The 15,591-nt window shown below is 62.1% G+C and carries 14 protein-coding genes; 10 read left to right on the forward strand and 4 right to left on the reverse strand.

All coding sequences use genetic code 11. From position 1 onward, the window contains the following. Positions 1–6: 6 nt before the first annotated feature. Both PMI11_RS21500 and PMI11_RS21505 read right to left on the reverse strand, forming a co-directional pair. Positions 7–1,215 (reverse strand): acetyl-CoA C-acetyltransferase, encoded by a 1,209-nt coding sequence (locus PMI11_RS21500; protein WP_007821193.1) that lies wholly within the window; start codon positions 1,213–1,215, stop codon positions 7–9. 140 nt (positions 1,216–1,355) lie between these two features. After that, positions 1,356–3,149, reverse strand: coding sequence for an acyl-CoA dehydrogenase C-terminal domain-containing protein (locus PMI11_RS21505; RefSeq protein WP_007821194.1), 1,794 nt, complete (start codon positions 3,147–3,149; stop codon positions 1,356–1,358). 233 nt (positions 3,150–3,382) lie between these two features. Between PMI11_RS21505 and PMI11_RS21510 the strand changes: the two genes are divergently transcribed. The 8 genes from PMI11_RS21510 (at position 3,383) to PMI11_RS21545 (ending at position 12,555) form a co-directional block, all read left to right on the forward strand. Continuing rightward, entirely contained in the window at positions 3,383–3,772 is a 390-nt protein-coding gene (locus PMI11_RS21510; protein WP_007821195.1) for a hypothetical protein, read from the forward strand. Between the two features lie 95 nt (positions 3,773–3,867). After that, positions 3,868–4,551, forward strand: coding sequence for a DNA-3-methyladenine glycosylase I (locus PMI11_RS21515; RefSeq protein WP_007821196.1), 684 nt, complete (start codon positions 3,868–3,870; stop codon positions 4,549–4,551). Positions 4,552–4,628: 77 nt separating this feature from the next. Then, complete coding sequence (locus tag PMI11_RS21520; RefSeq protein WP_007821197.1) at positions 4,629–5,330, forward strand: SDR family NAD(P)-dependent oxidoreductase; 702 nt, start codon at positions 4,629–4,631, stop codon at positions 5,328–5,330. Between the two features lie 83 nt (positions 5,331–5,413). Beyond that, the gene (locus PMI11_RS21525) at positions 5,414–5,779 is read left to right on the forward strand and encodes a VOC family protein (protein WP_007821198.1); all 366 of its coding nucleotides are present in this window, start codon (positions 5,414–5,416) and stop codon (positions 5,777–5,779) included. A 284-nt stretch (positions 5,780–6,063) separates the two neighbouring features. Then, a complete protein-coding gene (locus PMI11_RS21530) occupies positions 6,064–9,828 on the forward strand; it encodes a peptidoglycan-binding protein (RefSeq protein ID WP_007821199.1) in 3,765 nt (1,254 codons plus the stop codon). A gap of 224 nt (positions 9,829–10,052) precedes the next feature. Then, positions 10,053–10,976 (forward strand): sulfite exporter TauE/SafE family protein, encoded by a 924-nt coding sequence (locus PMI11_RS21535; RefSeq protein WP_007821201.1) that lies wholly within the window; start codon positions 10,053–10,055, stop codon positions 10,974–10,976. Further along, positions 10,976–11,776: a TIGR02186 family protein gene (locus tag PMI11_RS21540; RefSeq protein ID WP_007821203.1), complete on the forward strand. Its 801-nt coding sequence runs from the start codon at positions 10,976–10,978 to the stop codon at positions 11,774–11,776. The genes PMI11_RS21535 and PMI11_RS21540 overlap by 1 nt, the downstream gene beginning before the upstream one ends. Positions 11,777–11,994: 218 nt before the next feature. Further along, the gene (locus PMI11_RS21545; RefSeq protein WP_007821204.1) at positions 11,995–12,555 is read left to right on the forward strand and encodes a dihydrofolate reductase family protein; all 561 of its coding nucleotides are present in this window, start codon (positions 11,995–11,997) and stop codon (positions 12,553–12,555) included. On the opposite strand, the gene PMI11_RS21550 is transcribed toward PMI11_RS21545, so the two are convergent. Continuing rightward, entirely contained in the window at positions 12,556–13,137 is a 582-nt protein-coding gene (locus PMI11_RS21550; protein WP_007821206.1) for a TetR/AcrR family transcriptional regulator, read from the reverse strand. Positions 13,138–13,223: 86 nt separating this feature from the next. Between PMI11_RS21550 and PMI11_RS21555 the strand changes: the two genes are divergently transcribed. After that, positions 13,224–14,171, forward strand: a complete 948-nt coding sequence (locus tag PMI11_RS21555; RefSeq protein ID WP_007821214.1) for an alpha/beta hydrolase family protein — start codon at positions 13,224–13,226, stop codon at positions 14,169–14,171. Between the two features lie 57 nt (positions 14,172–14,228). Beyond that, complete coding sequence (locus tag PMI11_RS21560) at positions 14,229–14,810, forward strand: transglycosylase SLT domain-containing protein (protein WP_007821215.1); 582 nt, start codon at positions 14,229–14,231, stop codon at positions 14,808–14,810. A 38-nt stretch (positions 14,811–14,848) separates the two neighbouring features. On the opposite strand, the gene pdeM is transcribed toward PMI11_RS21560, so the two are convergent. Further along, on the reverse strand, positions 14,849–15,574 hold the full coding sequence (gene pdeM / locus PMI11_RS21565; RefSeq protein ID WP_007821216.1) for a ligase-associated DNA damage response endonuclease PdeM: 726 nt from the start codon (positions 15,572–15,574) through the stop codon (positions 14,849–14,851). Positions 15,575–15,591 lie beyond the last annotated feature (17 nt).

The raw sequence follows: 15,591 nt of genomic DNA on the forward strand, positions 1-15,591 counted from the left end.
TCTCCCTTAGACGCGTTCGATGACGGTTGCCGTGCCCATGCCGGCGCCGATGCAGAGGGTGACCAGCGCGGTGTTGAGGTCGCGGCGCTCCAACTCGTCCAGCACGGTGCCGAGGATCATGGCGCCGGTGGCGCCGAGCGGGTGGCCCATGGCGATTGCGCCGCCATTGACGTTGATCTGGTCGTGGGGAATGTCGAAGGCCTGCATGTAGCGCAGCACGACGGCGGCGAAGGCCTCGTTCAGCTCGAAGAGGTCGATATCGGCAAGCGTCATGCCCGTGCGCTTCAGGAGCTTTTCGGTAACATCGACGGGACCGGTCAGCATGAGGGCCGGGTCGGAACCGATATTGGCGAAGGCTTTGATGCGGGCGCGGGGCTTCAGGCCCATGCTCTCGCCACCGGCTTTGGAGCCGAGCAGGACGGCAGCGGCTCCATCGACGATCCCTGAGGAATTGCCAGCATGGTGGACGTAGTTGACGCGCTCGACTTCCGGATGGGCCTGGATGGCGACGGCTTCAAAGCCGCCCATTTCGCCGGGCATCTGGAAGGAAGGATTGAGGGAGGCGAGCGCCTGCATGTCGGTGCCGGGGCGCATATGCTCGTCATGGGCAAGGATGGTCAGGCCGTTCTGGTCCTTGACCGAGATGACGGAATTCTTGAACCAGCCATTGTTCCAGGCATTCGCCGCGCGCTTCTGGCTTTCGACGGCATAGGCATCGACGTCATCACGCGAGAAACCGTATTTGGTGGCGATGAGATCGGCGGAGACACCCTGCGGCATGAAATAGGCCGGGAAATTGACAGAGGGGTCCATGAACCAGGCGCCGCCGGACATGCCGAGGCCAACGCGGGACATGCTTTCGACACCGCCGGCGATGACGATATCGTCAGCGCCCTGCGCAATTTTGCCGGCACCGAAATTTACGGCATCGAGGCCGGAGGCGCAGAAGCGGGAGATCTGCATGCCGGGCGCCCTGGTCGAATAACCGGCCTCGAAAGCAGCGGCCTTGGGGATGACGGCGCCGGCATCCATAACCGGATCGACACAGCCCATGATGATGTCATCGACCGTCTCGGTATTGAGACCGTTGCGGTCGCGGATTGCCTCCAGCGTCTTCGCCGCGAGGCGAACGGAAGGCACTTCGTGGAGTGCGCCATCCTTCTTGCCGCGGCCGCGGGGCGTGCGGACGTGATCGTAAATGAAAACCTCGGTCATTGTCTCATCTCCCTGGCGGCGCGGACGTGCCTGTGAATTTGGATCTTCCGGCGGGCCGGAGCCGGAGAGGGCCGCGCCTGTGGCCCCCTCATCCGGCCCTTCGGGCCACCTTCTCCCCGATAGGGAGAAGGGAATAGCTATCAAAACGCTTCGGCGGCCAGTTCCATCATCGTGTCGGCGCCGGTTTCGATGCGGGCCTTGCGCAATGCGGTTTCCGGCATGACGCGTTCCATGAAGAATTTCGCCGTGATCAGCTTGTTCTTCAGATAGTCCTCCCTGGCATCGCCGGCGGCAAGGCGTTCGTTGGCGGCTTTTGCCATGCGCGCCCACATATAGCCGAGAACGACGAGGCCGAAGAGGTGCATGTAATCGGTGGAGCCGGCGCCGGCATTGTCTGGCTTGGCCATGGCATTCTGCATGAACCACATGGTCGCGCCCTGCACATCGTTCAAGCCCTTCTTCAGGTGCTTGGTGAAGAAGCTCAGCTGCTCGTCATTGCGGTTTTCCTCGCAGAAATCGCCGATCTCCTTGAAGAGCGCCATGGCGGCGCGGCCGCCGTTCAGCGCCAATTTACGGCCGACGAGATCGAGCGCCTGGATGCCGTTCGCCCCTTCATAGATCATGGCGATACGGGCATCGCGCACATACTGGCTCATGCCGTGCTCTTCGATGTAGCCGTGACCGCCGAAGACCTGCTGGGCCATGACGGCATGATCGAAGCCCTTGTCGGTCATCACGCCCTTCAGAATCGGGGTGACGAGGCCGAGAATATCGTCGGCCGTCTGGCGCTCCTTCTCGTCAGTGGCGCGATGGGCGATATCAGACTTGAGCGCGGTCCAGAGCAGGAAGGCGCGGCCGGCCTCGTTGAAGGCGCGGATGGTCATCAGCGAGCGGCGGATATCGGGATGGACGATGATCGGGTCGGCCTTCTTGTCCGGCGCCTTGGGGCCTGACAGCGAGCGGCCCTGGATGCGATCGCGGGCGTAATTGGCGGCGTTCTGATAGGCGATCTCGGAAATGGCGATGCCCTGCAGGCCGACCATCAGGCGGGCCTCGTTCATCATCACGAACATGGCGTTGAGGCCGCGGTTTTCCGCACCGATCAGGAAGCCGGTCGCCTCGTCGTAGTTCATAACGCAGGTGGCGTTGCCGTGGATGCCCATCTTGTGCTCGATGGCTCCGCAGGAGACGCCATTGCGGGCGCCCTCCGCGCCGTCCTTGCCGACATGGAATTTCGGAACGATGAAGAGCGAGATGCCCTTGGTGCCCTCAGGCGCGCCTTCGATGCGGGCCAGCACCAGGTGGATGATGTTATCGGCCAGGTCATGCTCGCCGGCGGAGATGAAGATCTTCTGGCCTGAGATCCTGTAGCTGCCATCGGCCTGCGGCACTGCCTTGGTGCGCAGCATGCCGAGATCGGTGCCGCAATGCGGCTCGGTGAGGTTCATGGTGCCGGACCAGCTGCCGTCCACCATCTTCGGCAGGTAGGTGCTCTTCTGCTCGTCGGTGCCGTGGACGAGGATCGCAGCGATAGCGCCCTGCGTCAGACCCGGATACATCATTAGCGACATATTGGCGGCCGAGGTATATTCGCCGACGGCAGCGTGCAACGTGTAGGGCAAGCCCTGACCACCGAATTCCTCCGGCACAGCAAGGCCGATCCAGCCGCCTTCGCGATAGGCCTGATAGGCTTGCCTGAAACCTTTCGGCGTCGAGACCGTGCCATCGTCGTGGCGCAGGCAGCCTTCCTGATCACCGGAATAATTGAGAGGGAACAGGGCTTCTTCGGCCACCTTCGCCGCCTCGCCCAGAATGGCCTCCACCATGTCAGGCGTGGTATCGGCAAAACCCGGGAGATTGTTGTAGCGCTCCAGACCCAGCACATCGTTGAGCACGAAGAGCGTGTCGTTCACCGGGGCCTTGTAGATTGGCATCGTTCGAATTCCTCCAATTCGGCAACCGGATCGCTCCGGCCTTGAGACTCTCTTACAAAATATTGACGTTTGCGTAAACGTCAAATTCCGGATGCGCGCAATTTTGTGAAGTGGGTGGAGAGAGGCAACCATGCAGCGCCATTATCGCTTCAGCGGGAATAGTGCGTTGCTTCTCCGGCTAAGCGCGCTACACTCCTCTTGCGACTTTGGAGAAGCCTGGGAGGAGCTGTTTCATGAAGAGAGCGTGGCCTGCGGAGTTCAATTCCATTTTCGATACGGCGGAGGAAGTGACCATCGAGCCCATAACAGTCGAGCCGGTCAACGGCGAACGGCTTGTTGCGCATGACGAGCCTCCGGTTCTGCGCAAGGCGCTGAGAGTGCGTATTCCCATGGAAACCTACGAACGCATCTGGCCGCTGGCAGAGATGCGGTTCCGGCCGGGAGAAGGTCCCTACGCCGGCAAGGCGGTGACGCTGATCGCCACCAACCCGCACTATCACCCCTGGCACCCTGCCGATGGCGGCAGCGAGGAGAAAGTCAGCGACAGCGGACGGCATTACAAGATCGATTATCTGATCGTGCATTTCCTCTTAGATGAGGTGCGCGAAACCGTAGCAGCCTGAGCATGGATCTCACGACTTGAAGGTCCAAACCGCTTGAAGGCAGGACAGCTCCCGGAATAGGCTTGCGTGAGCAAAGTCCATCCGGGAGTGAGGTCTTGAGCGATTTCGACATTATCCGCAAACGCGCCGAGCAGAGAAAAGGTGGCGCCGATGCGCTGAAAGTGATGCTGCCGGCCATGCCTGACCATGAGGCGCTGCGCGCGCTGCCTGACGATCGCATTCTTTCTCAGATGACCCGGCGCATCTTCTACAGCGGCTTCGTTCACAAGGTCATCGACAATAAATGGCAGGGCTTCGAAGAAGCTTTCGATGGCTTCGATCCTGCCGCCCTCAACATCGCTCCCGACGAATTTTGGCATGATCTGACTGGTGATGACCGCATCGTCAAGAACGGTGCGAAGATCATGTCGGTACGCGCCAATGCGGCCTTCGTGCGCGAACTGGCGAACGAAGCGGGCAGCGCCGGCGCCTTTTTCGCCGATTGGCCGCGTGAGGATCATATCGGCCTGCTTGAAGTGCTTACCAAGCGCGGCAGCCGGCTGGGCGGAGCCACGGGTCAATATTTCCTGCGCGGCATCGGCCGCGACAGCTTCATCATGACATCAGATGTGCTCGCCTGCCTGAGGGATGCGGGTGTACCGCTCTCGACGTCCGGGACCGGCAAGAAGGATCGGCAGCTGATCCAGCAGACGTTTAACCGCTGGGCCAAGGAAACGGGGCTGCCGCTTGCCTATCTCTCGCGCATCTGCGGGCTTTCGATCGACGCGCCCGAAGCGTGAAAAAATTCCGCCCGACGGTTTTTTGAAGGGCCGGGACTGCCTACCTCTCTCGAAAGGTTCATCCGAAGGAGAAGATCATGGCCGAGTTTCCCTATCGCAGCGCGCTGATTGTCGGCGCTGGTTCCGGCATCAGCGGCTCGCTCGCCCGCAAGCTTTCAGAGCGCGGCGTGAAGGTTGGCCTTGCAGCCCGCAATATCGGCAAGCTCGGGCCGCTGCTCGACGAAACCGGAGCCAAGGCCTTCGCCACTGATGCCGCACAACCGGCGGCGGTTTCGGCGCTGTTCGAGCGCGTGGATGCTGAGATCGGCGAGCCTGACATCGTGATCTACAATGCCAGCGGCCGGGTGCGCGGGCCGATCGCCGAGCTCGATCCCGCAGAGGTGGAACAGGCAATTGCCACCAGTGCCTTCGGCGGCTTCCTCGTCACGCAGCAGGCGGCGAAACGCATGATCCCAAGGGGACGCGGCGCGATCCTGCTGACGGGAGCGACGGCCAGCATCAAGGGTTATGCGCAATCGGCGCCCTTCGCGATGGGAAAATTCGCTCTGCGCGGACTAGCCCAAAGTGCCGCCCGTGAACTCGGACCGCTCGGCATCCATGTGGCGCATTTCATCATCGACGGCGGGGTACGATCGGCGGTGAGACCCGATCGGGAGGACAAGCCTGACGGTACGCTGTCGCCCGATGCGATCGCGCAGTCCTATATCGACGTGCTGCTGCAGCACCGCAGCGCCTGGTCGCAGGAGGTGGAACTGCGGCCCTGGACGGAAAGTTTCTGATCCGGCCGGCGCGGCATATGCGCTTTCCCGAAGGCGCCGAAACCGGTAGGATCTGACTGGCTTCGAAAGCTTGGGAGGGAACGATGCTGCGCCTGGACCATGTGACGATCGATACCCGCAATGCGCCTGTGATGATGGGCTTTCTCGAGAGCATTCTCGGCGTGAAGGAAGGCTATCGGCCGCCCTTTTCCACGCCGGGCCACTGGCTTTATCTCGACGACCGGCCGGTGATCCATCTGAGTCTGACGGAGCGCGAAGGCGACTTTCCGCCCGGCATCTTCAACCATGTGGCCTTCAGCCTCTTCGAATTCGAACCGGCGCTCGCCCGCATCAAGGCGAGCGGCTATCGCTACGAATATTACGATATTCCGGAAACCGATCTCGGCCAGGTCTTCGTCTACGGCCCCGAAGGCGTGAAGATCGAGCTGCAGTACAAACGGCCGATCTGACGATTTCCATCAGTGGAAATGCGCCGAAAAGGGCAAAAGTTAAAAAATTCTCATCCGGGTTAACGAGTTCTTTACCACGTTTCGTAAAAGGTGCGCGGTGAGCATTGGCGATCTGCATTCCTTTTCTTTGTCTCGCGTTTCAGGAGTGCCGCCAAAACCTATCCAGCTTGAGGAAAGTCTAATTGACTATTTCCTTATGGATGGCGCTCTCCGACGTGTACCCCGGTATGCTTCGGAAAAGGCAATGATCGGGCCCGGACCGGGCAATCGAAGCGAGCAAGAACATGAACGGATCGCGATCACATTCTTCCCGGCATTCCGACAGGACCTCGCTCGACGCGTTGAACCGCACCATCGAAGGGCTGGAAGCGCGGATAGAAGGCCTGATGGGCAGCGGGCGCGAACAGCGGCCCCGCAATCCGACGCCCGAACGCGATCCCTACGCCAGTTCCTACGCGCCGCGCGCAGCCGATCCGCTTGCGGAAATCCGCCAGCGCCAGCGCGCGCTCGACGCTACCAGAGAAAACCGCGAGCGCGCCTATACGCGCGAAGCGGCACCGGCTCTTCTGCGCGAACCGGCTCTCGCGCCTGCCCTGCAGCGCGCTCCGGCGCCGCAGCCGGCGGCACCCGCCTTCCGTGCCTCCGATGACACGATGACTGAAATCGCCCAGGCGCTCGTCAACCTGCGGCAGGACCTGAAGCGCGACATTTCCGAAGGTGTCACGCGCGAGATGAATGCGCTGCGCACGGAACTGCGCGAGATCAAGACCAGCGCGCAGGACCGGCATTTCGCCGACGACATCCGCGCCGACATGGGTCGTCTGTCACAGAGCATTGCGCAGCTCAGCAACCGCTCGGCCGGACCGGAGGCTACCGGCCTGCGCAACGACTTCGAGGAACTGCGTTCGCTGATGGACGGGCTGGCGCGCGAGGATTCGATGCGCCACATGGAACAGCGCTGGGACAATGTGGAAAATCGCCTGGCAGAGCTCGACACGGCCGGGCTGCAGGAAGAGCTGGTATCGCTCGCCTACCGGCTTGACGACATCAAGCGGCATCTTGGCGGCATGGGCGAAAGCCCGGCCGTGCAGGCGCTGGAAGACAAGCTCATCACCATCGCCTCCGCCGTCGAGCAGTTCGGCAATCTGATCCAGCCGCACGACCGGATCATGTCCGAACAGTTCGCCGCCATGGATACGCGGCTCGACGAGATCAGCCGCGCGATCGCCGCCAGCGGACGCACTGCCACGGGTACCGACCCGGCACTGATGCAGCGGCTGGAAAACCGCCTTTCAGCACTTGGCGACCAGATCGAGCTGATGGGCCGGACCGCCATGAGTCGCCCCAACCCTGCCGACGAGATGGCAGGCCGGCTGGAAGCGCTGACGGCGCGCGTTGAAGACCTCGCCAAGACCGAAGCGACTTCGCGTCTCGACGAGCGGCTGGAGCACCTTTCCTATCTGCTCGAACGCACGCAGAAGGTCGCGCCGCAGCCGGACCTGACCGGCACGCTTTCCGACATCTCCCGCAAGATCGATGCGCTGGAAAGCGGCTCGGTCAATGATGCGCTCGCCAAGCGGCTCGACTATCTCGCACGCCGCATCGACGAGATGGAAATCCGCCCTGCCCCGGCGCCCGTTATCGACGACAGCGCTTTTCAGCGTCTCGAAGGGCGGCTCAGCGACATCGCCGCGCGGCTCGAAGAAAGCACGGCAGCTGCGCCGACCGACACACGCGCGCTGAAGAACCTCGAAGATCAGATCGCCAATCTCTCCGAACTCTTGAGCGCACCGCGCGAAAACGCCGAAGTGTCGGCAAATCTCGACCGCCGCATGGGCGCGATCGAAGATTATATCGCGACGAACGACGAGTATATCATCGAGGCGGCGCGGCAGGCGGCAGAAGCGGTGGTCGATGCCTATTCGCGCAATGGCGGAACGCAAGGCGCTGCACCTGCAGCAGCCGACATGTCGGCCCTGGTCGCGCTTGCCGAAGATCTGCGGCATCTCGAAGATCTGAGCCGCGACGGCGAAGAGCGCACCCACAAGACCTTCCAGGCCTTGCACGAGACGCTGGTACATATTGCTGACCGGCTGGATACGATGGAAGAGCGGGTTCGCCCGGCCGCCCGAATACCAGCGGCAGAAGTCGATTTCGACGTCGATCCCTACGCATTGGTCGACGCAGCCCGGGAGCAGGCTAAAGCTCCGATGATGCAGGCGCCGAAGGCTTCGCCTGTGCTGCGCACGGCCGCTATCGCCGAAGAGACGCCGCGTATGCCGGAAGCGGCGTTGGCCGACAGCACCAGCGCAATCGCCATCGAAGCCACCAGCCAGCCGGAAAAGCCTGTTGTTCCCGCCAAAGGCAGCCTGTTCGCAACCCTTGGCCGCAAGCTGATGCCATCGCGCAAGCCGGAAGCAAAGGCGGTCGCCGAGCGCACGGTCATCGATCCCGCTCCGTCGATCGATCCCGTCGACGTGATGCCGACTGAGGCGGCAAACGAACTGCTGGAACCGGGCTCTGGCGCACCTGACGTGAAGAAGATCCTGGAGCGCGTTCGAGCCAGCCAGAACGCCCAGCGCGGCAAGCCGACCACCGAAAACGATCGGGCGGACTACATCGCCGCTGCGCGCCGCGCCGCACAGGCTGCCGCCATGGAGATCGACAGCAACGCCAAGCCTGCAACGCGCGCCGAGCGTCGTGCCGCCAAGCCTGAAAAAGCAGGCAAGGGTGGCGCCTTCTCGCGCTTCCGCCGGCCGATCCTGCTGGCAGTCGGCGCCGTGCTGCTTGCCATCATGGCCTTCCCGCTTGCCCGCACGCTGACGACGGGCGAGAAGGCCCCGCCGCCGGCTGAAGTCTCGGCCCTGACCGGCGCGGCCGAAACGCCGCAGGCCAACATGGCAGCCCCTGTACCGGTTGCGCCGGAAGCAACCGCGCCGGAAATCGGGGCCCAGGCGCCGGCGATGACGCCGGAGACAACACCTCCCGAGGCGGCCGCTCCTGCGGAGCCGCAGGCGGCGACACCCGACCACCTGACCGATGCCGCGCCGCTTGACGGCGAAGGAGCCGAATCCTTCGATCAGGCACCGGTACAGGAGATGTCCGGCTTCGTTCCGAACGCGCCCGCCGCACCGGTGGCAACGACGCTGGCAGCTCCTGCTGCTGCCGCCATCATCGTTCCCGACACGATCCAGCCGCAGCCGCTCGCCGACGCGGCACGCAACGGCGATGCGCTGGCGCTTTTCGAGATCGGTGCGCGTTATACCGAAGGCCGCAACGGCCTTGCAGCCGACCAGAAGCAGGCCGCGAGCTGGTACCAGCTTTCGGCCGGCAAGGGCTTTGCGCCGGCGCAGTACCGTCTCGGCAGCATGTATGAGAAGGGCAATGGCGTCGGCCGCGACGTGCAGAAGGCCAAGGCCCTCTACGAACAGGCCGCAGCCCAGGGCAATGCCAGCGCCATGCACAATCTCGCCGTACTCTACGCCTCCGGCGCACTCGGCCAGCAGGATTATGCGACGGCCGCCTCGTGGTTCCAGAAGGCGGCCGACCTCGGCATCACCGACAGCCAGTTCAACCTCGCCATCCTCTGCGCCCGCGGCAATGGCGTGCCGGCGGATCTGGAAGAATCCTACAAGTGGTTTGCGATCGCTGCCCGCTCCGGCGACAAGGATGCCGCCCAGAAGCGCGACGAAGTGGCGAATGCCATGAAGCCGGACCAGCTCGAGCGCGCCCGTGCCAAGGCCGACCTCTGGAAGCCGCAGCCACTCGACAACAAGGCGAACGGCGTCGAGATTCCGGACGCATGGGCAAGCGGCGCTGCGCCGAAGACGGCAACCGTCGACATGAAGAAGGCCATCCGCAACATCCAGGCGATCCTCAACAATAACGGCTTCGACGCCGGCCCGCCGGACGGAGAGATGGGCGCCAAGACGGTGACCGCCATCAAGAACTTCCAGAAGTCGATCGGCCAGGAACCGACCGGCAAGGTCAACGACGACACGGTGAAGGCGCTTCTGGAGCGTAACAAACCAGGCGCCAAGGCTATCTGAGATAACCCGGCGGCACTCTGCCGCAGGGCTTTCCGCCTTTTAGGGCCAGCTGTCACAAAACCTGAAAAAAGCCGGATTATGCGGGACATATCGAGGCCCGCATCCGGCTGATCGCGCTTTTTCCCTTCGAAAGCCTCTGGCAACGATTTCACAGTAGGATGCGCCATTCGAACGGGACGTGAGACGGACCGCCGCGGCGGGCGCGGCGACAAGCGGGGTCGGCTGTGACAATCTATCTGCCCATCGCAGAATTGTCGGTGAACATCTTCATCATTCTCGGCATGGGGGCTGCCGTCGGCTTCCTGTCCGGCATGTTCGGCGTCGGTGGCGGCTTCCTGATCACGCCCCTCCTGATCTTCTACAACATCCCCCCGGTCGTCGCCGTCGCGACAGGCGCCAACCAGGTGGTGGCTTCCTCGATATCAGGGGCGATCACGCATTTCCGGCGCGGCACGCTGGATGTGAAGCTCGGCACGGTGCTGCTTGTCGGCGGTCTTTCGGGCGCGACGGTCGGCATCTGGATTTTCTCGCTGCTGCGCGCCATCGGTCAGCTCGACCTCTTCATCTCCCTGCTTTACGTCGTCTTCCTCGGCACGGTCGGCGGGCTGATGCTGTGGGAAAGCGTCAACGCCATGCGCCGTGCGGCCCGTAACGAAGCGCCAGCGCCGCGCCGGCCCGGCCATCAGCACTGGGTGCACAAGCTGCCGCTCAAGGTGCGATTCAAGAAATCGAAGATCTATCTCTCGGTGATCCCGATCGTGACACTCGGATTTTCGATCGGCATCCTCACCTCTGTGATGGGTGTCGGCGGCGGCTTCATCATGGTGCCGGCGATGATCTACCTGCTGCGCATCCCGACCAACGTGGTCGTCGGGACCTCGCTCTTCCAGATCATTTTCGTGACCGCCTACACGACGATCGTGCAGGCGGCGACCAACTATTCCGTCGATATCGTGCTCGCCTTCTTCCTGATGCTCGCCGGCGTCATCGGTGCGCAATATGGCGTGCGCGTCGGCCAGCGGCTGCGTGGCGAACAGTTGCGCGCCCTGCTCGGCCTGCTGGTTCTTGCCGTCGGCCTGCGCCTTGCAGTCGCACTGGTCGTGACACCGGAAGACATCTATTCGGTGGTCATGGGAGCGGGAAACTGATGCTTTGGCGCGTTCTTGCCCTGCTGCTCGCACTTTTGCCGCCATCGCTGGCGGCGGCACAGATGCTGCCCGGACAGGGAACACAGTCCGAGCGGGAGGGGCTGGAAATCGGTACTTCCACCAGCGAAATCGCCATCACCTCCGATTTCCGCGGGGCAGACCTAACGATTTTCGGCGCGGTGACGAATACCGACGACCTGCTGCTCGCCATCGGCCAGTATGATGTCATCGTGGTTCTGGAAGGCCCGCGCGAAGACGCCACGGTGCGCAAGAAGGAGCGGGTCTTCGGCATCTGGATCAATACCTCGTCAATGACCTTTGCCGACGTACCGCATTCCTATTCGATGTCGAGTTCGCGCTCCATCGACGACATCACGACGCCGCTCGACCTGACCGGAGAGGGTATCGGCATCGACCATATTCCGCTGCGGCCGATCGATTTTGCCGGCAACTTCAACAGTCTCAACGAATTCCGCACCGCCTTCCGGCGTCTGCAGCAGTCGGGCGGGCTCTACGAGCGCGATCCGAGCGGCGTTCGTTTCGTCTCCTCCAACCTCTTCAAGGCAAGCCTGCGGCTGCCGGCCAATATTCCGAACGGCGTGCATACGGTGCGCGCCTACCTGTTCAAGAGCGGGAAGTTCGTGACGCAGAAATCGCAGCCGCTGCGCGTCATCAAGACGGGCATCGAGCAGACGATTACCGATGCGGCGCATGAGCAACCGATTTTCTACGGCTGCTTTGCGGTGCTGCTGGCCGTGCTGACGGGATGGGGTGCCAGCCTGATTTTCCGCAAGGATTGATCGGGCGGATTTCCGCCATCGGGCGATGACTTTCAAATAAGTTCTCATCAAACGTCCGGGGACAACGACGTGCCCGGTGGCAGACGCTCGTCCCGGTGCCCGCCACAACCACCATTCAAACTCTCCCTGAACCCTACCGCTTGCATTTTGCTATCAGTCAAGCTAACTTCAAAACCAGTTGTTTATAGCAACTGGTTTTGAAGAGCATGGAGGATGAGATGAGGAAGCTTGTTGTCTGGAACCTGATGACGCTGGATGGGTACTTCGAAGGGGCGAAGCCGTGGGACATCGAGTTCCACAATCTGGCCTGGGGACCAGAGCTCGAAAAATATGCAGAGCAGTTCGGCGAGGAAGGCGACCTTTTGGTCTTTGGCCGCAAGACCTATGAGGGCATGGCCGCCTACTGGCCGAGCGCGGAGAGCGAAGACAAGATCAAGGCCTATATGAACGGCATCGCCAAGATCGCCGTCTCGCGGACCATGGAAAAGGCGGACTGGAACAATACGCGCGTCGTCAATGATCCGGTATCCGAACTGAAGCAGCTGAAGGAAGAGGATGGCAAGACGATCTTCATCTTCGGCAGCGCCGAGCTTGCCGATACCCTGCTGAAGGCGGGGTTGGTGGATGAAATCCGCATCTGCCTCGTGCCCGTCATTCTCGGTGGCGGTAATCCGCATTTCAAGCCCGCGGATGCACAGCAGCCGCTGAAACTGCTCGACTCGTCTGTGACGAAGAGCGGCGCGGTGATCCTGCGTTACGAGCCCGTCAGGGCAGAATGATCATTTGCCTTTACCGGCTGCAGCCACCAAGGCTGCGGCCGCTTCGCCCGCTGTTTCCATATAGGTGGGATCGCGATGCAGGAGCACGGCGGCAAAGGAGCCGTCGAGCAGCAGAATGACCTGGCGGGCGAGCTTTGGCGCCTCGACAAGGTGCTGTTCCTCGAAGAGAGCAGCGAGCCATTGCTCGACATTCTTCTTGTGCGCAGCGCCAACCTTGATAGCGGGATGGCCGGGCATATTGGCGAGTTCGGCCGAGGTCCTGAGATAACCGCAGCCTTTCCATTTCGGATGCCGGGCCGAGCGAGCCAGATTGTCGAAGATACCCTTCACCTTCGCCGGCAGATCCCCATCCGTTTCCGAAAACCAGCGCCGATAAACTGCAAGATTGGGCTGGTCGCGGGTTTCCAGATAGGCGGCGATCAGGTCGTCCTTGCTGTCGAAATGATAATAGAGGGTACGCTTCGTGACATCGGCTTTCTCCGCCACGGCATCGACGCTCACGGCCCGGATACCTTCGCTGTAGAACAGTTTGGCGGCAGCGGCGACGATGCGTTCGCGTGTGTCGGAAGCGGATTTGACCATGTCGGCAATGTATACCGACTAGTGAGTATCCTCAACATCAACTGTCGCCTACTGTCCCGGCCAAGTGCAGGCAAGGGGAGAGAGATATGCCGGCTGCAGGAAAACGGAGGAAGAGCGACCTTGCACAGGAGGCGGAAGCTGTCGCGATCGGCTGCCGCGACGGGGTGGAACTTCGCGGCCATCTCTGGAGTGCAGTCAGCGACCGCAGCATCGGCAGCGTTATCATCAATCCGGCAACCGGCGTTGTTGCACGCTATTATCACTATTATGCGCGCTTTCTTGCCGAACACGGCTTTGACGTGCTGACCTATGATTATCGCGGCATCGGCCTGTCGCGCCCGGAACGGCTACGCGGCTGCGGCTATCGCTGGCGGGACTGGGGCGAGCGGGATTTCGATGCGGCACTGCTTTTTATGGAAGGCCCGCGACCCGGCCAGCCGCTTTTCGTCGTCGGGCACAGTATCGGCGGCTTTCTGCCCGGCCTTTCGGTGCATGCCGACCGCATCACGCGCATGCTTGCGGTCGGCGCGCAATATGGGAACTGGCGAGACTATACCCTCGCGCACCGCTGGCGGCTGCTCCTGAAATGGCATCTTTTCATGCCAGCGGCGACCTTGCTGTTCGGCTATTTTCCGGGGCGGCGTCTCGGCTGGCTCGAGGATCTTCCGAAGGGCGTTGCGCTCGACTGGGCGTTCCAGCGGGGGTGGATCGCCCCTCATCCGTCGGCTGCCGAAAGGGCCGGTGCATCGAAGCCCTTTGAGAATTTTCATGCGCCAATCCTGAGCCTCACCGTCACCGATGACGAGATTGCGACCGTCCGGGCTATCAGGCGCGGTCTTTCTCATTATCACAACGCAAAGGTGGAAGAAGTGCTGCTGATGCCTGAAGATCTTGGATTTCCGAGGATCGGACATTTCGATCTTTTCCACGTGCGCCACGCCGCCGGCTTCTGGCTCGACACTCTGCTCTGGCTGCGGGACGGCACCAATCCCTGGCCTGGTAAAAAGCCGTCGGAACATCTCGTATTCGCATAAAAACCGCTCTTTAACGTTTACGAGTTAGTAATCTCTCGGAAACGAGAGGTTTGTGTCATGCGTACTCGTATCGTGCTCGCGGTCATCGGGCTGGCCCTGCTTGCCGGCTGCGCGACAGCGCCCCGCCAGACGAGAAATATCTGCGCCGTCTTCGATCAGAAGGACGGTCTCTTCACAAGCTGGCAGGGTGCTGCGGAGCGTGCGGAGAAGAAATACGGCGTGCCGGTGCCAATCCTGATGGCGACCATGTATGTCGAATCCGGCTTCCAGCCTTATGCGCGGCCGCCGCGCACGAAACTCTTCGGCTTCATCCCCTGGACGCGGCCTTCGACGGCCTATGGCTATTCGCAGGCGCTGAACGGAACCTGGGACCACTACCAGTCTGAAACCGGCAACTGGGCCGCAACGCGTACCAACTTCGCCGACGCGATCGATTTCATCGGCTGGTACCACTACAGCAACAGCCAGGCGACGGGCATTCAACCGAACGACGCCTACAATCTCTACCTCGCCTATTATTCCGGCCCAACCGGATACAAGCGCGGCGACTGGCGCAACAATGGCCAATTGCAGCAGACGGCACAGAAATTTGCGCGGATGGCCGGCAGCTATCAGCAGCAGTTGCAGGGGTGTAATTAGAGCTATTTCCCTCCCCCGGCGGGGAGAGGGAGAACGTGTCAGCCTCGCAAATTGCCGTATCTGACCGAATAGATCCGGTCGCGGCCGAGCAGATGGGCGATCAGCGACGCCTTGTCGAAGAGGTCCTTCATCGCCTTGTGGCCGAGGTCGAGACCACCGCTCATGACGCCGAAGGCGGGCATCAGCAGGCGGGCGCCATCGGTAGCAAAGCAGGGACGGCGGACGGATTTTTCACGGCGGCGGACGGTGGCGGCCGGATGCAAATGGCCGGCAATCTCCCCCCTCTGCAAGCCGGCCCGCGGCTCGTGGCGGAAGGTCAGGCCGGCATAGTGAAGCTCGTCCGAACAGGTGCCCGGCAGGTTGACGGTGCCGTCGGGATCGTGGTTGCCGTTGATCCAGATCCATTCGCGACCGCGGGCCATCTCGATGATCAGCGTGCGGAAGGCATCCGGCAGATGTTCGGAGCCGACGCGATCGTGGAAATTGTCGCCGAGCGAAATGACGAGTTTCGGATCGTAGCGGGAGATGACGGCGGCGAGCACAGTGAGCGTCGCCAGCGTATCGTAAGGCGGCAGCATCATGCCGCGGCGGGCAAAGGCCGCCCCTTTTTCCAGATGCAGGTCGGAGACGACGAGAATGCCGGCATCCGGCAGATAGAGCGCGCCAAGCGGATCGCAGACGGCAGCAACACCGTGAATGGCGGTTTCGACGCCCGGTATTGCGGCAAGGCCACTCATGTCGCGCGCGAGCGCAAGGCGGTTCATCACTCTCTTCATTCCTA

This window comes from Rhizobium sp. CF142 (assembly GCF_000281145.1).
In the GTDB taxonomy this organism is placed as follows: Bacteria; Pseudomonadota; Alphaproteobacteria; order Rhizobiales; family Rhizobiaceae; genus Rhizobium.